We start from the raw sequence: 18,545 nt of genomic DNA on the forward strand, positions 1-18,545 counted from the left end.
ACCCTCGCGATTTCAGCAGCATGGCGCTTGCGCCACGCCCCCCATTCATAGTCATTTGGTCCCTTGGCTGCGTCGCGGGGGCGCGTCGCTCATTTAGGATCTTCCGCCTTGATCTTCCTTCCCGAGAACGTCCAGGCCCTGTCGGGCGTGGCGCTTATCCTCGGCCTTTGCTGGCTCGTGTCCGAGAACCGCAAGCGCTTCCCGCTTGTGCTGGCCGTCTGCGCGATCGCCATCCAGCTGCTCCTGGTCTTCGTGCTGTTCCGTCTGCCGGCCACGCGTGACGCGCTGCAGGGCGTGAACGGCGCGGTCGAGGGCCTGGCCTCGTCGACCCAGGCGGGCACCAATTTCGTGTTCGGCTACCTGTCGGGCACCACGCCGCCCTATACCGAGACCAATCCGGGGGCCGGCTTCCTGTTCGCCTTCCGCGTCATGCCGGTGATCCTGGTGGTCTGCGCCCTGTCGGCCCTGCTGTGGCACTGGGGCATCCTGAAGTGGCTGGCCAAGGGCCTGGGCTTCCTGTTCCAGAAGACCCTGGGCCTGCGCGGCCCGCCCGCCCTGGCGACCGCCGCCACCATCTTCATGGGTCAGATCGAGGGGCCGATCTTCATCCGCGCCTATCTGGAGCGCCTGACCCGGTCGGAACTGTTCATGCTGATCGCGGTCGGCATGGCCTGCGTCTCCGGCTCGACCATGGTCGCCTACGCCACCATCCTGCACGACGTGCTGCCCAACGCCGCCGCCCACGTGCTGGCCGCCTCGCTGATCTCGGCCCCGGCCGGCGTGCTGCTGGCCCGGATCATGGTGCCCGGCGACCCCAGCGAGAAGTCCGACGACCTGGACCTGGCCGAGGAAGACAAGACCTACGGCAGCTCGATCGACGCGGTCATGAAGGGCACCACCGACGGGCTGCAGATCGCCCTGAACGTCGGCGCCACCCTGATCGTCTTCATCGCCCTGGCCACCATGGTTGACAAGATCCTGTTCGCCCTGCCGATGGTCGGCGGCGAGCACCTGAGCATCGCCCGCGTGCTGGGCATCGTGTTCGCCCCCCTGGCCTGGGCCATGGGCATCCCGTGGAGGGAAGCGGGCACGGCCGGCGGCCTGCTGGGCGTCAAGCTGATCCTGACCGAGTTCACCGCCTTCATCCAACTCGCCAAGCAGGGCCCCGAACTGCTGGACCCGCGCACCCGGATGATCATGACCTACGCCCTGTGCGGCTTCGCCAACATCGGTTCGGTGGGCATGAACGTCGCCGGCTTCTCGGTGCTGGTGCCCGCGCGCCGGCAAGAGGTGCTGGGCCTGGTGTGGAAGGCGATGATGGCCGGCTTCCTGGCCACCTGCCTGACCGGCTCGCTGATCGGCCTGATGCCGCGGGGCTGGTTCGGGCTGTAAAGGCCTTCCATTCCTCTGCGGAACCAAAGCATCCTCCCGGTCAGAAGCCGGGAGGATTTCTTTTGAAGCTCTACGACAGCCGCCGCGCGCCCAATCCTCGCCGCGTGCGCTGGTTCATGGCCGAGAAGGGGATCGACGACATCGAGGTCGTCGACATCGACATCTTCGGCGGCCAGCACCGCACGCCCGAATACCTGTCCAAGGCCGGCCTGCCGAACGTGCCGGCCCTGGAGATGGACAACGGCCAGACCATCACCGAGTCGGTGGCCATCTGCCGCTATCTGGAAGCGCTCTATCCCGAACCCAACCTGTTCGGCGGCGACGCCTGCGAGGCCGCGGTGGTCGAGATGTGGATGCGCCGCGCCGAGATGATGGTCGCCACGCCGCTGATGATGCTGGTGCGCCATAGCCATCCCGCCCTGGCGGCCATCGAGACCCAGGTTCCCGAGATCGCGGCCAGCAACCGGGCGACCGCCGAGAAGGGCCTGAAGATGCTCGACCGCCGCCTTGCCGAGAGCGAGTTCATCGCCTGCGAACGGCTGACCATCGCCGACATCCTGGCGGCGACCGGCCTCGACTTCGCCCGCATGGCGCGGTTCCGGCCCGATCCGGAGCTGGTCAACGTCAAGCGCTGGCTGGACGGCATGATGGCCCGGCCCGCGGCGAAGGCGGGGGTTTAGGGCCAAATCCCAGCTAGTCCTCCCCCTGCGGGGGAGGCGATCGCGAAGCGATCGGTGGGGGGAGTTGTAGGATTGTCGATCCCCCCACCGGCCTTCGGCCGCCTCCCCCACAGGGGGAGAGCCTTACGTGCGTCGGACTACCGCGCTCGGATCTTCTTGATCACGCCCGAGAAGTTCAGCATCGACGACCCGCCGGTCGACACCAGGCCGCGCACGAACAGCAGCGAGCCGCCGGCCTTGGTGACCTCGCCGGTCGATTCCACCAGGTCGCCTGCCTTGGCCGGGCCCAGGAACTCGCCGTTCAGGCTGACGGTGACGGCGCGCACGTCCTTCAGGTGGGCCCACGAGATCGAGAACAGCGAATAGTCGGCGAAGGTCATCATGCAGCCGCCGTGCATGAAGCCGCCGCCGTTCATGTGGCGGGGCTCGGCGCGGAAGGCGCTGCGGACCACGCCGTTCTGTTCCTGGAAGTAGAACGGCCCGGTCTGGTCCTCGAAGGCGTCCATGCCGGCCCAGGTGCGCCAGCCGGCCCACTCGCCCTCGGTGACCAGCTTGGGCCCGTCCCAGATCTCGTTGCCGCCGTCCATGGCTCTGTCCCATCCCTTGCGTTGTCTTTGAGGACCTAAGGCTCGGCGCGACGCGGCGCAAGTCGGCGTGTGCCAGCGCGCGTCAGCAACAATCGGCGTGACGATCCCTGGCGGTGACGTGCACAGTCCCGACGACTCGAGGGGGAGACAGGCATGGCGGTCGGACGGTGGATGGGGCGGCTCGCGGTCGGGCTGATGATGTTCGCATCGACCGGTCCGGCCTGGGCCGGCGAGATGTCGAAGGCCGAGTTCAGGCTGGAGCTGCGCGACGCGATCGTCAGGCTGGCCCCAAAAGCCAAGGTCGAGATGGTCGACGACGACGCCCTGCGCGTCGTGCCGCCGGGCTCGAAGCCCAAGGACGGCTCGTCGATTTTCATCGGCAACGCCTACGACCGCTACCTGAACCAGCCCGACACGCTGGAGACCATCGTCGGGCAGATGGCGCGGTTGGCTTTGGAGAAAGACCAGTTCGCCACGGTCACCCAGGAAAACCTGGTCGTGCTGATCCGGCCGATCGACTACGTCACCCAGCCCGGCTTCGAGACGTTCAAGTTCCTGACTCGGCCGTTCGCCGGCGACTTCATCCAGATCATCGCGGTCGACGGGAAGGAGACCTTCCAGATGACCGACGCCGACCAGATCAGGTCGTTGTTCCCCGATGAGCAGGCGGCCTGGGCGCGGGCCGACGCCAATACGCGCAAGAAGATGGGGCGGATGGAAATCGATACGCTGGAGCCAGGCGTCTGGTCGATCACCAACCAGAGCAGTCTGGCGCTGAACTTCGTCAACCAGCCCGACACCTGGAAGACCCATGGCGTGACGATGACCGGCGACCCGGTAGCCGTCTTCTCGCAGCGCAATCTCTTGCTGCTGGCCGACGGCGGGGATAAGGACCGACTGGAACGCGTCGCGACCTTTGTCGATCAAATCGCCGGCGATCCCGAAATCATCTCCACGACCCTGTTCATCCGCCACGATGGCGTCTGGTCCGTGCTCGAGCGAAAACCATGACCACACCGATCCCCAGTTCTCCGATTCAAGACACCATCCTCTCGCAATTGGCCGCCGTGCCCGCCGGTAAGTCCATCGACCCGATGTCGGTGGCCAAGACCATCGAGCCCGAGCGCTGGCAGCGCGTGCTGGGCCACGTGCGCACCAACGCCATCGAGCTGGCCCGCGAGGGCAAGATCGTCATCCTGCGCCACAACAAGCCGGTGAACCCGGAGCAATTCCGCGGCGTCTACCGCCTGCGCCTGCGCATGGAAGGCGACCCGACCAGCTTCGAGGACGTCGCGGACGACGTGGCGGGCGAAGAGGGCGGCGAGGACTAGCCGCCTAAGTCTTGAATTAAAACGCGATCGATGGACCTATGAGCCCTTCTCATAAGGGAGGGTCCCACCATGATCGTCTACGGCTCGTCGCTTTCGCCCTTCGTGCGCAAGACCCTGGCCTTCGGGGCCGAGAAGGGGCTGACGCTGGAGAACAAGGTCTCGGCGCCCGGCTCGCCCGATCCGGACTTCCTGGCCTGCAGTCCGTTCAAGAAGATTCCCGGCTTCAAGGACGGCGACTTCCAGATCTCCGACTCCACGGCGATCATCACCTATCTGGAAGCCCTGCATCCCGAGCCGAACCTGATCCCGACCGACCCGCGCAACCGCGCCCGGGCGATCTGGTTCGAGGAATATGCCGACACCATCATGGTCGGCGCCGCCGGGCCGCTGTTCTTCAACCGCATCGTCGGCCCGCGCTTCATGGGCGTGGCCACCGACGAGGCCGTCTGCGCCAGGGCCGAGAACGAGACCCTTCCGCCGGTCCTCGACTACCTGGAATGCACGATCCCGGACTCCGGCTTCCTGCTGGAGGACCGCCTGACCCTGGCCGACATCGCCGTGTGCAGTCCCTTCACCAACCTGGGCCACCTGAACTTCGACCTGTCGCGCTGGCCCAAGACCAAAGCCTATTCCGCGGCCATCCTGGCCCGGCCGTCGTTCGACCACTGGATCCAGAGGGAGAGGCGCTTCCTGGGCGCCTAGGCCCGGTCGTTCGCAGCGTCGTCCTTGACCTCGCGGGCGGCGCGGCGCTGCTCGCCGCAATAGGGGGAAAGCATGCGTGGAACCGCGATCGCGGTCGCCGTCTCGGCGGCCTTGGGCCTGGGCGTCCTCAGCCCCGCGCCCGCCCTGGCCTGGAACGACCAGGGACACATGGCGACGGGCGACATCGCCTACGACGCCTTGTCGGCGCGCGATCCCAAGGCGGTCGCGGCGATCGTCGCCATAATGCAAAGTCACCCCGACCGCGCGGCGTTCGAGCGGCAGCTGACCGGCTTGACCGGCAAGGCGCGCGAGCGGCGGCTGTTCGCCCTGATGGCCCGCTGGTCCGACGACGCGCGGGGCAGCCCTCGCGATCGGCCTGAATGGCACTACGCGCTGAAGGTGGCCTCGCCCTGGCGGTTCGTCCTGCCGATCACCGTAGGCGGCGCCAACAAGGCCTTCCGCGAACAGCTGGCGATCGCCCGCGACCCCAGGGCGCCGCGCGCCGAACGGGCCGTCGCCCTGTGCTGGATCATGCACATCGTCGGCGACCAGCATCAGCCGCTGCATGCCGGCCACTGGATGTCGTGGAAGTTCCCCAAGACCGACCGGGCGGGCACGAAGGCCTTCGTGCGCTGGGCGCCCGGCAGCGCGAGCGTCGACCTGCACGAGTTCTGGGACGGGGTTCCCAACCGTCCGGGCGGGCGCGAGGCCGGTTCCGAGGCCCTGGCGGCCGCCGCCGAGGCGGCGCATCCCCGGCCGGCCGCCGGCGGGCTGGGGCCGGATCCGTACAAGGCCCTTCAGGGCTGGGAGCGCGAAAGCTGGGTGCTGGCCAAGACCGTGGCCTACCAGGACGGGGCCCTGGCCGCCGGCAAGACCCGGGCCCAGGCTCCCGTGCTGCCCAAGGGCTATTGGACCCGCGCCCGCGACCTGGCCGACCTGCGGGTGGCGACGGCGGGCTATCGGCTGGCGGACGTGCTGGCGCTGGTGCGGTAGCGGTCGTCCGTGAGGCCTAGGCCGCGCCGGCGGGCATGGTGCGGTCCAGCGCCTCCATCATGCGGGCGGGATGGAAGGGCTTGTCGATGAATTCCGAACGCTCGACCCCCTCCGAGGCGAAGCGGGCGGCGGCCGCCGCCGAGATGTAGACGACGGGCAGGTGCGGATAAGCGGCCCGCGCGCAGCGGGCGACATCGAAGCCGTCGCCGCCGGTCCCCAGGTTGATGTCGGTGATCAGGGCCGACAGCCCCTCGTGCTTGTGGATGATCTTGCACGCTTCTTCGGCGCAGAAGGCTTCGATCACCTCGTAGCCGACCTCGCGCAGGACTAAACAGTTCAAAAGACTTGAGATACGGTTGTCCTCGACAAAAAGTATCCTTGGAGTTGCCATGAAAAAATCCTTTGGTTGGATACGTAACCATCTGGCGAGGATTTGTTTCCAGCTCTCCTGATTAATTCTGACTGTGTCGGGAAGTCGACGTAAAACTATACCTGTAATTACTGAACCTGTGTTCACGCTTGTGGCGAGATTGTGTTTGACGGTTTGATCCTTGATGACCCGGAAAACGCCACGACCGGTGACTGGGCTTGCCTTTGGGCTGGAGCGGCCTACCTCCAGCTCCATGCCGCTGGACGCCATCCTCGCCGACATCGCCGCCTGCCGGGCCTGCGCGCCGTACCTGCCGCATACGCCTCGGCCGGTGGTGCGGGTGGGCGAGGGGACGCGGCTGCTGATCTGCGGCCAGGCGCCGGGGCGGCTGGTGCACGAGACCGGCCTGCCGTTCAACGATCCGTCGGGCAATCGCCTGCGCGACTGGATGGGGATTGACCGCGAGACCTTCTACGGCCGCGAGGAGATCGGCGTGGCGGCCATGGCCTTCTGCTTTCCGGGGACCAATCCCAAGGGCGGCGACTATCCGCCGCCGGCCCGCTGCGCCGTGCTCTGGCGCAAGCCGCTGCTGGCGGCCCTGCCGAACGTCGAGCTGACCCTGCTGGTCGGGAGCCATGCCCAAGCCTGGGCGTTGGGTGCAGGGATGAAGGCGAACATGACCGACACCGTCGCCGCCTGGCGCGACTATATCGACGACGGGGTCCTGCCCCTGCCGCACCCGTCGTGGCGCAACACCGGCTGGCTCAAGCGCAACCCGTGGTTCGACGCCGAGGTCACGCCCTATCTTCGCCGCCGAGTGGCGGGCATTCTGGCGTCATGAACCGTCGGATTCTTCTTCTGGGGGCGGCCTGCGCGGCCAGCCTGGCGGCCTGCGCTCCGGTCATCCAGCAGCCGGGGCCCGGCGAACTGGGCTACCGTGGGCCTCGCCTGGACCACGACGGCCTGTTCAGTTTCGACGGCAAGAAGCTGGGCCTGATGAAGTGGCTGCCGCCCGAGGGCCAGCCGGTCACCCAGGTGATCGTCGCCCTCCACGGCATGAACGACTATTCCAACGCCTTCCACCTGGCCGCGCCGTTCTGGGCCGAGCAGGGGATCGCCACCTACGCCATCGACATCCGGGGTTTCGGCCGCTCGCCCGATCGCGGCGTCTGGGCCCCGCCGGACCTGGTCATCGAAGACATCCGCACCACCGTCGCCCTGGTCCGCGAGGCCCATCCCGAGGCCAAGGTCGCCCTGGCCGGCGTCAGCATGGGTGGGGCGCTGGCCATCGCCGCCATGGCCTCGGACCGCCCGCCGGCCGCCGAGCGGCTGCTGCTGTTCGCCCCCGCCGTCTGGGGCTGGTCCAACCAGCCGCTGCCCTACAAGACCAGCCTGTGGATCACCGCCCACACCACCCGCAGCTGGGTGGTCAAGCCGCCGGAGTGGCTGGTCAAGAACGTCCAGCCCACCGACAACATCGACGAGCTGCGGCGCATGGGCCGCGATCCGCTGATGATCTGGGGCGCGCGCTCGGACACCCTCTACGGCCTGGTCGGGCTGATGGAGAAGGCCTGGTCGTCGCTCGGCAAGGTCCAGGTGCCGGTCGCCTATTTCTACGGGGCCAACGACCACATCATCCCCAAGGAGCCGACCATGGAGGCGGTGCGCCGGCTCAAGCCCGACGACCGCTCGGCCTATTACGCCAACGGCTGGCACCTGCTGCTGGTCGACAAGCAAGCCCCCGTGGTGTGGGCCGACGCGGCCTCGTTCCTGAAGGACCCGCTGGCCGACCTGCCGTCCGGCGCGCCGCCGATCCCGGGCGCGCCGACCGCCCCGAACGTGGTGCGCTCGCAGCTTTCCAAGCAATAGGCCCAGCCGGATCGGGTGCGGCGAAGCGAGGGCTTGTTCGCTCAAGCCCGCCAGCGTACACCCCGGCGCAATCTTTCTGGCTAAGGCGAGACCGACGGCATGACTTTGTTCGATTCCCCGGATTTCGAGGGACACGAAGGCGTTCACGCGTTCTTTGACGAAAAAACCGGCCTGAAGTCGATTATCGCCGTGCACTCCACTGCCCGCGGCCCCGCCGCCGGCGGCTGCCGGATGTGGGACTATTCCAGCGCCGACGCCGCCGTGACCGACGCCCTGCGGCTGTCGCGCGGCATGTCGTACAAGAACGCCATGGCCGATCTCGACTTCGGCGGCGGCAAGGCCGTGATCATCGGCGACGCCCGCAGCCAGAAGACGCCGGAACTGTTCGAGGCCTTCGGCCGCGCCGTCGACAGCCTGAACGGCCAGTACTGGACCGCCGAGGACGTCGGCGTCTCGCCGGCCGACCTGGTCGCCACCCGCCGCACCACCAAGTACGTCGCCGGCCTGGAAGGCCACGCGGCCGCCTCGGGCGATCCTTCGCCGGTCACCGCCGAGGGCGTGTTCCGCGGCGTGCGCCTGTGCGTCCAGCGGGCCCTGGACCGCGATCTGAACGGCGTCACCGTCGCCATCCAGGGCGTCGGCCACGTCGGCGCCTATCTGGCCGAGAAGCTGCACGCCGCCGGCGCCAAGCTGATCATCGCCGACGTCAACCAGCACGCCCTCGACGAAGTGGCCGCCAGGACCGGCGCCAAGATCGTCTCGACCGACGCCATCTTCGACGTCGAAGCCGACGTGTTCGCCCCTTGCGCCCTGGGCGGCGCGATCTCGACGACGACCCTGCCGCGCCTGAAGGTCAAGGTGATCGCCGGCGGGGCCAACAACCAGCTGGCCGACAAGACGATCGGCCAGGCGGTGTTCGAGCGCGGCATCCTCTACGCCCCCGACTACGTGATCAACGGCGGCGGCATCATCAACGTGGCCGGCGAGATCCGCGCCCTGGAAGCCGGCGTGGCCTTCGACCCGGACTGGGTGGCGGCCAAGCTCGACCGCCTGGCCCAGACCCTGGGCGAGGTGCTGGACCACTCCCTGGTCGACCGTCGCCCCGCCAACCTGGTGGCCGACGAGATCGCCCGCGCGCGGATCGCGGCGGCGCGGGCCTAAGGCGCCCGCACCCTTCCCGAAATCTCCGACCCCGCGTCCCGGTCCAGCCGCAGGTAGACCGGCAAGGCCAGCAGCGTCACGACGCCGATCGCCACGAACGGCCAAGTGAAACGGTCGGGCGTCAGGTGGGCGCCCTGGCCGCGCGCCAGGTGCAGCATCAGGCCGCCGAAACTGACCCCCAGGGCCAGGCCGACCTGCTGGGCGACGGCCGAGAGGGTCGAGGCGGCCGCGACCTTGGCCTGCGGCACGTCGGCATAGGCGATGGTGTTGGCGGCGATGAACTGGTTGGAGCGGCAGAAGCCGCCCAGGAACAGCACCCCCGTCATCACCGCCATTGGCGTGGCCAGGGTGAAGAAGCCGGGCGCGGCGGTGAGGATCGCCGTGGCGGTCACGAACACCGCCAGCGAGGTGCGGAAGCCGAAGCGCTTGAGGCCGGCGGCGGCGAACGGCCGGGCGATCAGCACGCCCACGCCGGTGCCCAGGGTCACGGCGCTGGCCTTCAGCGGGCTCCAGCCCAGGGCCACCTGCAGCAGCAGCGGCATCAGGAACGGGCTGGCTCCGATGCCCAGCCGCACCAGCGTCCCGCCCAGCAGGCTGGCGCGGAAGGTGCGGTACTTCAGTAGACCCAGGTCGAGGATCGGCCTGGGTGTGGCCTTGGCCTTGCGCAGGTAGAGCCAGCCGGATCCCAGGGCCAGGACCAGCATGCCCAGTTGCGCCCAGGGGGGAAGCAGCGACAGCCCCGCCGTCTCGGCCACGACGACCAGGCCGCTGATCGCCAGGGCCGACAGCAGGAAGCCCGCGGTGTCGAACCGGCCCATCTCCTTGTTCGGCGGGCTCCTGGGCACGAAGCGCATCACCGCCGTCATGCCCAGCAGGCCGATCGGCAGGTTCAGGTAGAAGATCCACGGCCAGTCCGCGACGCTGAGCACCAGGCCGGCGAGGGGAGGGCCGATCAGCGGGCCGATCAGGGCGGGCATGGTGAACCAGCCCATGGCCCGGATCAGTTTCTCCTTGGGCGTCGAGCCGACGACGATCAGCCGGGCCACCGGCGTCATCATCGCCCCGCCGATCCCCTGCAGGATGCGCGAGGCGACCAGGGCCTCCAGGTTCCGCGACAGGCCGCACAGGGCCGAGCCGGCCAGGAACACGACCATGGCCGTCATGAACACCCGCCGCGCGCCAAAGCGTTCGGCCGCCCAGCCGCTGGCCGGCGTGAACACCGCCAGGGCCAGGATGTAGGAGGTCAGGGCCAGCTTCAGGTGGATCGGATCGACGCTGAACGCCCGGGCCAGGGTGGGCAGGGCGGTCGACAGGGCTGTGGAGTCGATGAACTCCATCAGCAGGGCGCTGGCCACCGCCAACGAGATCAGCCGGGTTCCGAGAACCGACTTGTCTGGGGGAGGGGCGGGCTGATCAATCGACACGACGGGCGGCTTACGCCCGCCGGCTGACGATCTCAAGTCGGATGGACCGGCCAATCCGGCGTCTTGTGCGTTATCCTCCTCGCAGCCGCCTGGAGCCCGCGATGACGCAGGAAACCCATCTGTCCGAACTGGAGGAGGAGATGGCCCAGGCCGTCGCTTCCGAGGACTTCGAAACGGCCTCGATCCTGCGCGGCCAGATCGATCAGATTCGCCGCGACCTGCGGGTCATGGAGCAGCCCGGCGGGAACTCGCCCCAGGCCGCCTATTTCAAGCAGCGCGAGGCGCAGAAGGCCGGCCCGCCTTAGGACCGGCGGCGGCCTACTCGCCCGTCAGGGCGTCGCGCAGCTCGCGGTCCAACTGCTCCAGCGTGAAGGGCTTGGTCAGCAGGCGGGTGCCGGCGTCCAGCGTGCCGTTGTGGACGATGGCGTTGCGGGTGTAGCCGGTCATGTAGATGACCTTCAGGTCCGGCCGCACCAGCAGGGCGGCGTCGACCAACTGGCGGCCGTTGGAGCCCGGCATGACCACGTCGGTGAGCAGGATGGTGATCTCCGGACGCTGGCTCAGGCGCTCCAGCGCCACCGCCGCGCCGTCGGCCTCGATCACCTTGTAGCCCAGCTCGCGGGCGGCGCTGACGGTGAAGCTGCGCACGCCCGGATCGTCCTCGGCGATCAGCACGGTGAAGGCTTCGCCGCTGGCCACGATCGGACGCGGCGCGACCGGCTCCTCGATGGCCAGCCCCTGGGTGTCGCGCGGCAGGTAGAGCTTGACCGTCGTGCCCACGCCCAGCTCGCTGTAGAGCTTGATGTGGCCGCGCGACTGCTTGAGGAAGCCGTGCACCTGCGACAGGCCCAGGCCCGTGCCTTCACCCAGCCGCTTGGTGGTGAAGAACGGATCGAAGGCGCGTTCCATCACCTCGGGCGTCATGCCGCCGCCGGTGTCGGTGATCGCCACCAGCACGAACTGGCCGGCCACGACCTCGTCATGGGCGTCGGCATAGGCCTTGTCGAGGAAGGCGTTGGACGTCTCGATCGTCAGGCGGCCGCTGGCCCCGCTGGCCTGGCCCATGGCGTCGCGGGCGTTGACCGCCAGGTTGAGGATCGCGCTTTCCAGCTGGGGCGTGTCGACGAAGGCCCGCCACAGGCCGCCGGCCAGCACGGTCTCGACCGCGATGTTCTCGCCCAGCGCCCGGCGCAGCAGCTCGGACATGTCGGCCACGCACTTGTTGACGTCGGTGGGCTTGGGGTCCAGCGGCTGCTGGCGCGAGAAGGCCAGCAGGCCCTTGGTCAGGGCGGCGGCGCGATTGGCGCCCGACAGGGCGTTCTCGGCCAGGCTGAGCAGCTTCTCCTGGCCCGACAGCCGGCGGATCAGCATGTCCAGATTGCCGACGATGATCGCCAGCATGTTGTTGAAGTCGTGGGCGACGCCGCCGGTCAGCTGGCCCAGGGCTTCCATCTTCTGGGCCTGGCGGAGCTGGGCCTCGGCGCGTTCGCGCTGGGCGATCGCGTTCTCGAGGGCGCGGTTGTGGCTCAGCAGTTCGCGGGCGTGGTCACGCGATTCACGGACGATGGCGAAGGCCAGCACGGCGGCGGCGAGCAGGGCCAGGACGATCACCCCGATCAGCACCGAACGCTGCGTGGCGACGACAGCCTGCCGCTCGGCGAGCAAGTTCGCCTCGGCGGTCTCGAATGTCCGGCTGAGCGCGCGGACGCGATCCATCTGGGCCTTGCCGACATTGGTCTTCAGGCGGGCGATGGCGGCGTCGGCGCGGCCCTCGCGCGCCATGGCCACCGTCAGGTCCAGCTCGGCCATCTTCGTGTCGATCGCCTGGGTAAGGTCCGCCACGCGCCGTCGTTGCGCCGCATTGTCGGCCACCAGGGCCCGCAGCTGGTCCTTCAGGATCGGCAGGCGATCGTGGGCCTCGTTGTAGGGCTGCAGATAGGCCGGGTCGGCGGTCAGCAGGTAGCCGCGCTGGGCGGTCTCGGCGTCCTGCAGCGCGCTGAACGTCACCGCCTGGACCCGCCGCACTTCCAGCGAGTGCGCCGCCCAACGTTCGGCCCCCGCGCTGGCGAGCGCCACGATGATGGCCGCCACGGCGGCGCAGACGAGCAGGAGAAGGCCCACGACGAGGCTCGCACGAACACCCCGTGCGCCCGAGGCGACGTTGGTCGACTGATTACGCGCCAAACTCGATTACTCCCCCGATGGGTCCCGTCCCGTCGAACGAAGGCTTGATACGTGGAATCGAGGAGGTAGCCAAACGCCGCGAGGCGCTCGCGCGCTGAAACGACGATCCAGGGGCGCCTCGCTGGCGCCGCTTTCAGAATTCCTCCGTCCGCGTTCCATCTTGACGCTTGCGCCAATTTCGAACGGCCGTAAGACTTCCCCACAGGTAAAGGGGATACCGTAGTGAGTCCGAAGAGCGACGGCGCGACCGTCACCACCGCGCCAGACATCGACGCCGACGGCGCCGACAACGAAGCCGTCACCAAGAATCTGGTGTTCGTCGCCGCCGAGCGCCTGTTCGCGCTGCACGGCTTCCAGAACGTCTCGGTGCGCGACATCACCGCCGCGGCGGGCGTCAACCTAGCCTCGGTGAACTATCACTTCGGCTCCAAGGACGCGCTGCTGTACGAGATCTTCCGTCGGCGCACGGTCGAGCTGAACCGCGAGCGGGCCAAGAAGCTGCACGAGGCCACCGACCGCTTCGAAGGCGCCCCGCCCGTGCGCGAGATCCTGGCCGCCCTGCTGACCCCGCCGCTGAAGTGGCTGGCCCCCGACCACGAGCGCCGCATCTCGCTGCAGTTCCTGATCCGGGCCCGCAGCGAGGGCACCGACGAGATCCGCAAGGTCCTGCAGACCGACGTCACCCACCTGCGCCGCTTCTCCGACGCCCTGCTCAAGGCGCGGCCGGACCTGCCGTCCGAGGAGATCTACTGGCGGCTGCACTTCACCCTGGGCATGCTGCACAACAACCGCTTCGCCGAGTTCGACCGCCTGAACGTGCTGTCGGAAGGCACGACCAGCGAGGCCGATGTCGAGGCCTTGCTGGGCCGCATGCTGGCCTTCGCCGAGGCGGGGTTCTCGGCCTAGGTCCTCGGACCGGGCCGCTCACCGACATCCAAGGAAACGGCCAGGCCGGGACCGCCGGGGCGCATGCGCCCCACGCCGGTTTCGGGTCGGCGCGGCTCTGCGCGAATTGCGGACTCGGCAAGCGCGAGCACGTCCGAGTCTGACGCATCAATAGAACAAAATAAGAACAAGCGATCTTGAGGGGCGGGCGACCCCCGCCCTCGGGATCGTGAAAACACGCCGGCGCAATTTTCCGCGCCGGCGATCCACGAACCCAATTTGAACCTCCAAGGATTTTCCAAAATGAATAGATCATCCCCTCTGCGCGGCCTGGCGCCGAAAAGCGCCAAGGCCGTCGCCGCGGCGCTGTGCTTGGCGACCTTGTCGGCGCCGGCCGCGACATTCGCCGCCAACACCCCGGGCGCCACCGTCGGCGCCATCCGCTGGGACGCCTGGGTGGGCGACCTGCCCACGGGGGCCGGCGGCCACGTTGGCCTGGAGGTCGAGCGCAATCTCGGCCTGAACCAGTTCCATGACCGCGTGCCGTTCTATGGCGTGGAAACCGGCACGGACTCCGTCCAGATCCGCCAGCTGACCCAGGTCCAGATGGACGCCGACATCGCCTACGCCAAGCGGGCGGGCGTCAACTACTGGGCGTTCTGCTACTTCCCGGACAACGACGGCATGTCGACGGCTCGGAACCTCTACCAGTCGAGCACCCAGCGCGACGGCCTCAACTACGCGTACGTCGTCAGCATGAGTTCGGCGCCGGCCGCGACCCTGGCTTCGGAGTTCGTGCGGAGCAACTTCCAGAAGGTGCTCAACGGTCGTCCGCTGCTCTATGTGATGATCAACGCCGGCGACACCGCGGCCGACATGGCGACCTTCGTGGCCGGCGTGCGGTCGGCGGCGGCGACCGCGGGGTCGGCCAACCCCTACATCGTCCTGCTGTCGCCCAACGCCGCCACGGCGTCGAGCTACGCCACGACCGCCGGGGCGGACGCCATCAGCACCTATGCCGACGGTTCGACCAACGGCGTGGCTTATTCGACGCTGATCTCGCAGAACGCCAACACCTGGAACACCTTCAGGAACACCGGCAGGAAGGTGGTGCCCTCGGTGACGACGGGCTGGGACAACCGGCCCCGGTCGCTCTATCCGCAGAGCTGGAACAACAACCAGCCGGTGGCCTCGAACGCCTGGGTTCAGAAGGCCACCCCGGCCGAGATCGGGACCAACCTGCAGAACGCCCTGAACTGGGTGCAGAACAATCAGCTCACCGCCGACGCCAACACGGTGCTGATGTACGCCTGGAACGAGTTCGACGAGGGCGGGTGGATGACGCCCACCCTGCAGACCGGGACCGACCGCGTCGACGCCGTTTCGGAGGTGCTGCGGTATTCCAGCTCGTCCAACTGGCCCGGCCAGACGGCGCACGGGGCGTTCGACGGCGATCCCAACACCAACTGGCAGGCGGCGCCCGGCACGCTCTACGGCGGGCAGTGGGTGGAGATCGACTTCGGCAAGGACTCCACCTTCAGCCAGGCGACGATCAGCGAGTACGGAAACCGGACGACGGGCTACCGGATCGAGTACCTTAACGGCTCGACCTGGAAGACGGCCTACACCGGAACCGGCATCGGCGCGTCCAGCACGGTCAGCTTCCCGGCGGTGACCGGCCGCAGGGCCCGGCTCTTCTTCACCTCGGGGATCGACACGGCGATCATCTACGAGATGACGCTGAACGCCACGCCGGCCGTTTCGCCGAACCTGGCGCTGAACGGCTCCTACGCCAGCTCGTCCAATTGGGACCTCACCCAGACGGCCGACAAGGCCTTCGACGGCGATCCCAACACCAACTGGCAGGCTCGGGGTCCCGGGTATGCTGCTTCGCTGCAGGCCGATTTCGGGACCCGAAAGGCGTTCAACACCGTCACCATGTCGGAATTCGGCGACCGCACCAGCGGCTACCGGATCGACTACTGGACCGGGAGCGCGTGGACTCCGGCCTATTACGGCACGACCATCGGGACCAGCAGCACGGTGACCTTCCCCACGGTGGTCAGCAGCAGGGTGCGGCTGAACTTCACCTCCGGGGCGTTCACGCCGATCATCTACGAGATGAGCGTTGGCCTGAACTAGGAACGGGCGGGGACACGCGCAGGCGTGTCCCCAACCTCGTCCTAGCCCGCCAGCTTCCAGGCCAGCCTCAGGTCGTCGACCAACTCAGCGAAAGCCCGGTCCTTAGTCTCGGGGTCGGGAACGCGCAGCAGGAAGGACGGGTGCCAGCTGACCAGGCCCTGTTCGCCGCCGTCCAGGGTCTGGCGCTGGCCGCGCGCCCTGCCGATCGGCAGGGCCTTGCCGAACACCGCCTGCACCGCCGTCGCGCCCAGGGCCAGGATCACCTTGGGCCGCACCAGCCGCCGCTCGGCGTCCAGCCACCAGCGGCAGGCCTGGACCTCGCCGCGGTCCGGTGTCTTGTGCAGCCGTCGCTTGCCGCGCGGCTCGTGCTTGAAATGCTTGACCGCATTGGTGACGAAAACGCGGTCGCGAGGGACCCCGGCCTCGGCCATGGCGCGGTCCAGAAGCTGCCCGGCGGGGCCGACGAACGGAACCCCCTGCAGGTCCTCCTGGTCGCCGGGTTGTTCGCCCACGATCATCAGCGCCGCCTTGGCCGGGCCAAGCCCGGGCACGCCCTGGGTGGCGTCGCGCCACAGGTCGCAGCGTCGGCAGACCTGCACGCCGGCCGCCACCTCTTCCAGATTGACCAGATTGCTCTCGCCGAACGAGCCGTCGCGGGCGTGCTTCAGCGCGGCCTTGAGCACGCGTTCGGACGGCTTGACGGGGTGGGCGGCGACCATGGCTTCGGTCCGGTTTCGAGCGTTCTCGATCAGATCCGGAATGAGCGCCGCCTCCGGCAGGTTCCGCCAATAGCGCTTGGGCATCTCCTGTTTCATCATCGCCGGGTTCAGCCGCGCCGGGTTGAAGATCGAGGCGTAGTAGGTGCGCCACATCTCCTCTTGGGCGTCCTGGGACGGCGCGTCGGCGGGGTCGGCGCCGGGCGACATCGTCAGCGTCGCCTGGTCCCAGTGGACGCAGGCGTCCGGCGTCAGGATCGACCAGTTCATGTTGGCGAACCGCCGGGCGAAGAACGGCGCGGCGGCCTCGGTGACGCGGTGGACCGGCTCGAACCAGGCGACATATTGCTCCCTTGGGGTTTCCGGCGCGACGTCCTCGACCAGCCGGAAGCGGACGAAGGCGTGCATCTTGTGGATCGCCCGGCCCACGCCCTTGGCCATGTCGCGGGCCTTGGCGACGTCGGCGTCGGCGGGATTGTCCAGCAGGCGCGGTTGGCGCTCGAGGCGGTGCAGAATGCGGTAGAGCAGGGCCAGCCGTTCGGGCGAGCGGTGCAGGATGACGGTCTGGGCCAGGTCGACGAAGGCGGCGGGGACGGTGAAGGGAGCTCTGCCGGGAGCTTCGCGATTTTCCTTGTCATCCCGGACGAGCGCGGAGCGCGAAGATCCGGGACCGCCGGAAGCGCGGCGCTCTGGGCCGCTCCCGGATCTTCGCTGCGCTTCGTCCGGGATGACAGACGTTGTTTGCAGCGGTTCCGAAAACAGCTCCCGCTCCACCGTCCACACCACCGCCTCCGGCGCCACGCCTTCCGCCCTCAGTGTCCGGGCCGCCGTCCGCCAGCCGTCGAAGTCGATCTCGGACTCCAGCCGCGCCACCCGCATCAGAACAGGCTCAGCTGTTCGGGCGCTATCAGGGACGCCCGCAGGCTCTCGCCGTCGGTCGCCGCGCCGGGCGTCCAGTCGGCGGTGACGATGAACGGCTTGGCGCGCTTCACCGAGCCGCACACGCGCTTGACGTCGTCCAGGGTCAGCCGCGTCTGGGCGCGGGCCAGCAGGATGCGGTCGACACCGCGCGTTCCGAGGCCCGGCGTGCGCAGCAGGGTCTCGCGGTCAGCGGTGTTGACGTCGACGGGGAAGTCGCCGCGATGGCGCAGGGCCCAGGCGGTCTTGGGATCGACCTCCAGGTCCAGGTTCTCGCCCGGCGCGACGATCTCGCCCTGGCCGAAGCCGTAGAACCGCATCAGCCAGTCGGCCTGGTACAGCCGATGCTCGCGCACCAGGGGCGGGCGGGCCTGGGGCAGGCGGGCGCTGCCGTCGGGGATCGGGCTGAAGGCCGAATAATAGACGCGCTTGAGCTGATAGGCGCCGTACAGCGTCGCGCTGCGGGCCAGGATGTCGCCGTCCTTGGCCGCGTCGGCCCCGACGATCAGCTGGGTCGACTGGCCGGTGGCGAACGCGCGGCGGCCGGCCTTGCGCGCAGGCTCGGCCCGATCCTCGATGTGCAGCCGCATCCGGCCCATCGCCTTCTTGATGCCCGCCGCGTCCTTCTCCGGCGCCAGCACCGCCAGGCTCTCGTCGCCCGGCAGTTCGACATTGATCGACACCCGGTCGGCATAGAGCCCGGCCTCGGCCGCCAGCTCGGGCGAGGCCTCGGGGATCAGCTTCAGATGGATGTAGCCGCGGAAGTCGTGGTCCAGGCGCAGGCTCCTGGCCACCCGGACCATCTCCTCCATCGTGTAGTCGCCGGTGCGGATCACCCCGGACGAGAGGAACAGGCCCTCGATGTAGTTGCGCTTGTAGAAGTTGAGGGTGAGGTCGACGACCTCCTTCACGCTGAAGCGGGCCCGCGTGACGTTGGACGACACCCGGTTCACGCAATAGGCGCAGTCGTAGATGCAGAAGTTGGTCAGCAGGATCTTGAGCAGGCTGATGCAGCGCCCGTCCGGCGCATAGGCGTGGCAGATGCCCATGCCCTCGGTGGAGCCGACCCCCTTGCCGCCCATGGAGTTGCGTTTCTCTGCTCCGGACGAGGCGCAGGAGGCGTCGTACTTGGCGGCGTCGGAGAGGATGGCGAGCTTGCGTTTCAGATCGAGGACGGCCATTCGCCCAACC

The 18,545-nt window shown here is 68.5% G+C and carries 18 protein-coding genes; 12 read left to right on the forward strand and 6 right to left on the reverse strand.

The features are described from left to right. Positions 1-111 precede the first annotated feature (111 nt). Both AC1DMQ_RS20255 and AC1DMQ_RS20260 read left to right on the forward strand, forming a co-directional pair. The gene (locus AC1DMQ_RS20255; RefSeq protein ID WP_477035448.1) at positions 112-1,392 is read left to right on the forward strand and encodes a NupC/NupG family nucleoside CNT transporter; all 1,281 of its coding nucleotides are present in this window, start codon (positions 112-114) and stop codon (positions 1,390-1,392) included. Between the two features lie 62 nt (positions 1,393-1,454). After that, the gene (locus tag AC1DMQ_RS20260) at positions 1,455-2,072 is read left to right on the forward strand and encodes a glutathione S-transferase family protein (protein ID WP_477035355.1); all 618 of its coding nucleotides are present in this window, start codon (positions 1,455-1,457) and stop codon (positions 2,070-2,072) included. A 137-nt stretch (positions 2,073-2,209) separates the two neighbouring features. On the opposite strand, the gene AC1DMQ_RS20265 is transcribed toward AC1DMQ_RS20260, so the two are convergent. Then, the gene (locus AC1DMQ_RS20265; RefSeq protein WP_477035356.1) at positions 2,210-2,659 is read right to left on the reverse strand and encodes a PaaI family thioesterase; all 450 of its coding nucleotides are present in this window, start codon (positions 2,657-2,659) and stop codon (positions 2,210-2,212) included. 153 nt (positions 2,660-2,812) lie between these two features. On the opposite strand from AC1DMQ_RS20265, the gene AC1DMQ_RS20270 reads away from it, so the two are divergent. The 4 genes from AC1DMQ_RS20270 (at position 2,813) to AC1DMQ_RS20285 (ending at position 5,685) form a co-directional block, all read left to right on the forward strand. Next, entirely contained in the window at positions 2,813-3,670 is an 858-nt protein-coding gene (locus AC1DMQ_RS20270) for a hypothetical protein (RefSeq protein WP_477035357.1), read from the forward strand. Further along, on the forward strand, positions 3,667-3,990 hold the full coding sequence (locus AC1DMQ_RS20275; RefSeq protein WP_477035358.1) for a DUF3253 domain-containing protein: 324 nt from the start codon (positions 3,667-3,669) through the stop codon (positions 3,988-3,990). Before AC1DMQ_RS20270 ends, AC1DMQ_RS20275 begins: the two co-directional genes overlap by 4 nt. 69 nt (positions 3,991-4,059) lie before the next feature. After that, positions 4,060-4,692 (forward strand): glutathione S-transferase family protein, encoded by a 633-nt coding sequence (locus AC1DMQ_RS20280; RefSeq protein WP_477035359.1) that lies wholly within the window; start codon positions 4,060-4,062, stop codon positions 4,690-4,692. Positions 4,693-4,764: 72 nt separating this feature from the next. Next, positions 4,765-5,685, forward strand: coding sequence for a S1/P1 nuclease (locus AC1DMQ_RS20285; protein ID WP_477035360.1), 921 nt, complete (start codon positions 4,765-4,767; stop codon positions 5,683-5,685). Positions 5,686-5,701: 16 nt separating this feature from the next. Here the strand turns inward: AC1DMQ_RS20285 and AC1DMQ_RS20290 are convergent, their stop codons facing one another. Next, complete coding sequence (locus AC1DMQ_RS20290) at positions 5,702-6,076, reverse strand: response regulator (RefSeq protein WP_477035361.1); 375 nt, start codon at positions 6,074-6,076, stop codon at positions 5,702-5,704. A 232-nt stretch (positions 6,077-6,308) separates the two neighbouring features. Here AC1DMQ_RS20290 and AC1DMQ_RS20295 point away from each other — a divergent pair, with 232 nt between their 5' ends. The 3 genes from AC1DMQ_RS20295 (at position 6,309) to AC1DMQ_RS20305 (ending at position 9,085) form a co-directional block, all read left to right on the forward strand. Beyond that, positions 6,309-6,896: a uracil-DNA glycosylase family protein gene (locus tag AC1DMQ_RS20295; protein WP_477035449.1), complete on the forward strand. Its 588-nt coding sequence runs from the start codon at positions 6,309-6,311 to the stop codon at positions 6,894-6,896. Continuing rightward, on the forward strand, positions 6,893-7,924 hold the full coding sequence (locus tag AC1DMQ_RS20300; protein ID WP_477035362.1) for an alpha/beta fold hydrolase: 1,032 nt from the start codon (positions 6,893-6,895) through the stop codon (positions 7,922-7,924). The genes AC1DMQ_RS20295 and AC1DMQ_RS20300 overlap by 4 nt, the downstream gene beginning before the upstream one ends. Positions 7,925-8,023: 99 nt before the next feature. Continuing rightward, a complete protein-coding gene (locus AC1DMQ_RS20305; protein WP_477035363.1) occupies positions 8,024-9,085 on the forward strand; it encodes a Leu/Phe/Val dehydrogenase in 1,062 nt (353 codons plus the stop codon). On the opposite strand, the gene AC1DMQ_RS20310 is transcribed toward AC1DMQ_RS20305, so the two are convergent. Continuing rightward, a complete protein-coding gene (locus AC1DMQ_RS20310) occupies positions 9,082-10,509 on the reverse strand; it encodes an MFS transporter (RefSeq protein ID WP_477035364.1) in 1,428 nt (475 codons plus the stop codon). The genes AC1DMQ_RS20305 and AC1DMQ_RS20310 overlap by 4 nt on opposite strands. A gap of 101 nt (positions 10,510-10,610) precedes the next feature. Here AC1DMQ_RS20310 and AC1DMQ_RS20315 point away from each other — a divergent pair, with 101 nt between their 5' ends. Further along, on the forward strand, positions 10,611-10,814 hold the full coding sequence (locus AC1DMQ_RS20315) for a UvrB/UvrC motif-containing protein (RefSeq protein WP_477035365.1): 204 nt from the start codon (positions 10,611-10,613) through the stop codon (positions 10,812-10,814). Positions 10,815-10,827: 13 nt separating this feature from the next. On the opposite strand, the gene AC1DMQ_RS20320 is transcribed toward AC1DMQ_RS20315, so the two are convergent. Continuing rightward, on the reverse strand, positions 10,828-12,630 hold the full coding sequence (locus AC1DMQ_RS20320; protein ID WP_477035366.1) for a CHASE3 domain-containing protein: 1,803 nt from the start codon (positions 12,628-12,630) through the stop codon (positions 10,828-10,830). 330 nt (positions 12,631-12,960) lie between these two features. On the opposite strand from AC1DMQ_RS20320, the gene AC1DMQ_RS20325 reads away from it, so the two are divergent. Next, complete coding sequence (locus AC1DMQ_RS20325; RefSeq protein ID WP_477035450.1) at positions 12,961-13,599, forward strand: TetR/AcrR family transcriptional regulator; 639 nt, start codon at positions 12,961-12,963, stop codon at positions 13,597-13,599. A 282-nt stretch (positions 13,600-13,881) separates the two neighbouring features. After that, on the forward strand, positions 13,882-15,720 hold the full coding sequence (locus AC1DMQ_RS20330) for a discoidin domain-containing protein (RefSeq protein ID WP_477035367.1): 1,839 nt from the start codon (positions 13,882-13,884) through the stop codon (positions 15,718-15,720). Between the two features lie 41 nt (positions 15,721-15,761). On the opposite strand, the gene AC1DMQ_RS20335 is transcribed toward AC1DMQ_RS20330, so the two are convergent. Then, positions 15,762-17,315 (reverse strand): UdgX family uracil-DNA binding protein, encoded by a 1,554-nt coding sequence (locus AC1DMQ_RS20335; RefSeq protein WP_477035368.1) that lies wholly within the window; start codon positions 17,313-17,315, stop codon positions 15,762-15,764. Next, positions 17,315-18,535, reverse strand: a complete 1,221-nt coding sequence (locus tag AC1DMQ_RS20340; RefSeq protein WP_477035369.1) for a putative DNA modification/repair radical SAM protein — start codon at positions 18,533-18,535, stop codon at positions 17,315-17,317. The genes AC1DMQ_RS20335 and AC1DMQ_RS20340 overlap by 1 nt, the downstream gene beginning before the upstream one ends. Positions 18,536-18,545 lie beyond the last annotated feature (10 nt).

The sequence above is a fragment of the Caulobacter sp. 05L422 genome (assembly GCF_056397765.1).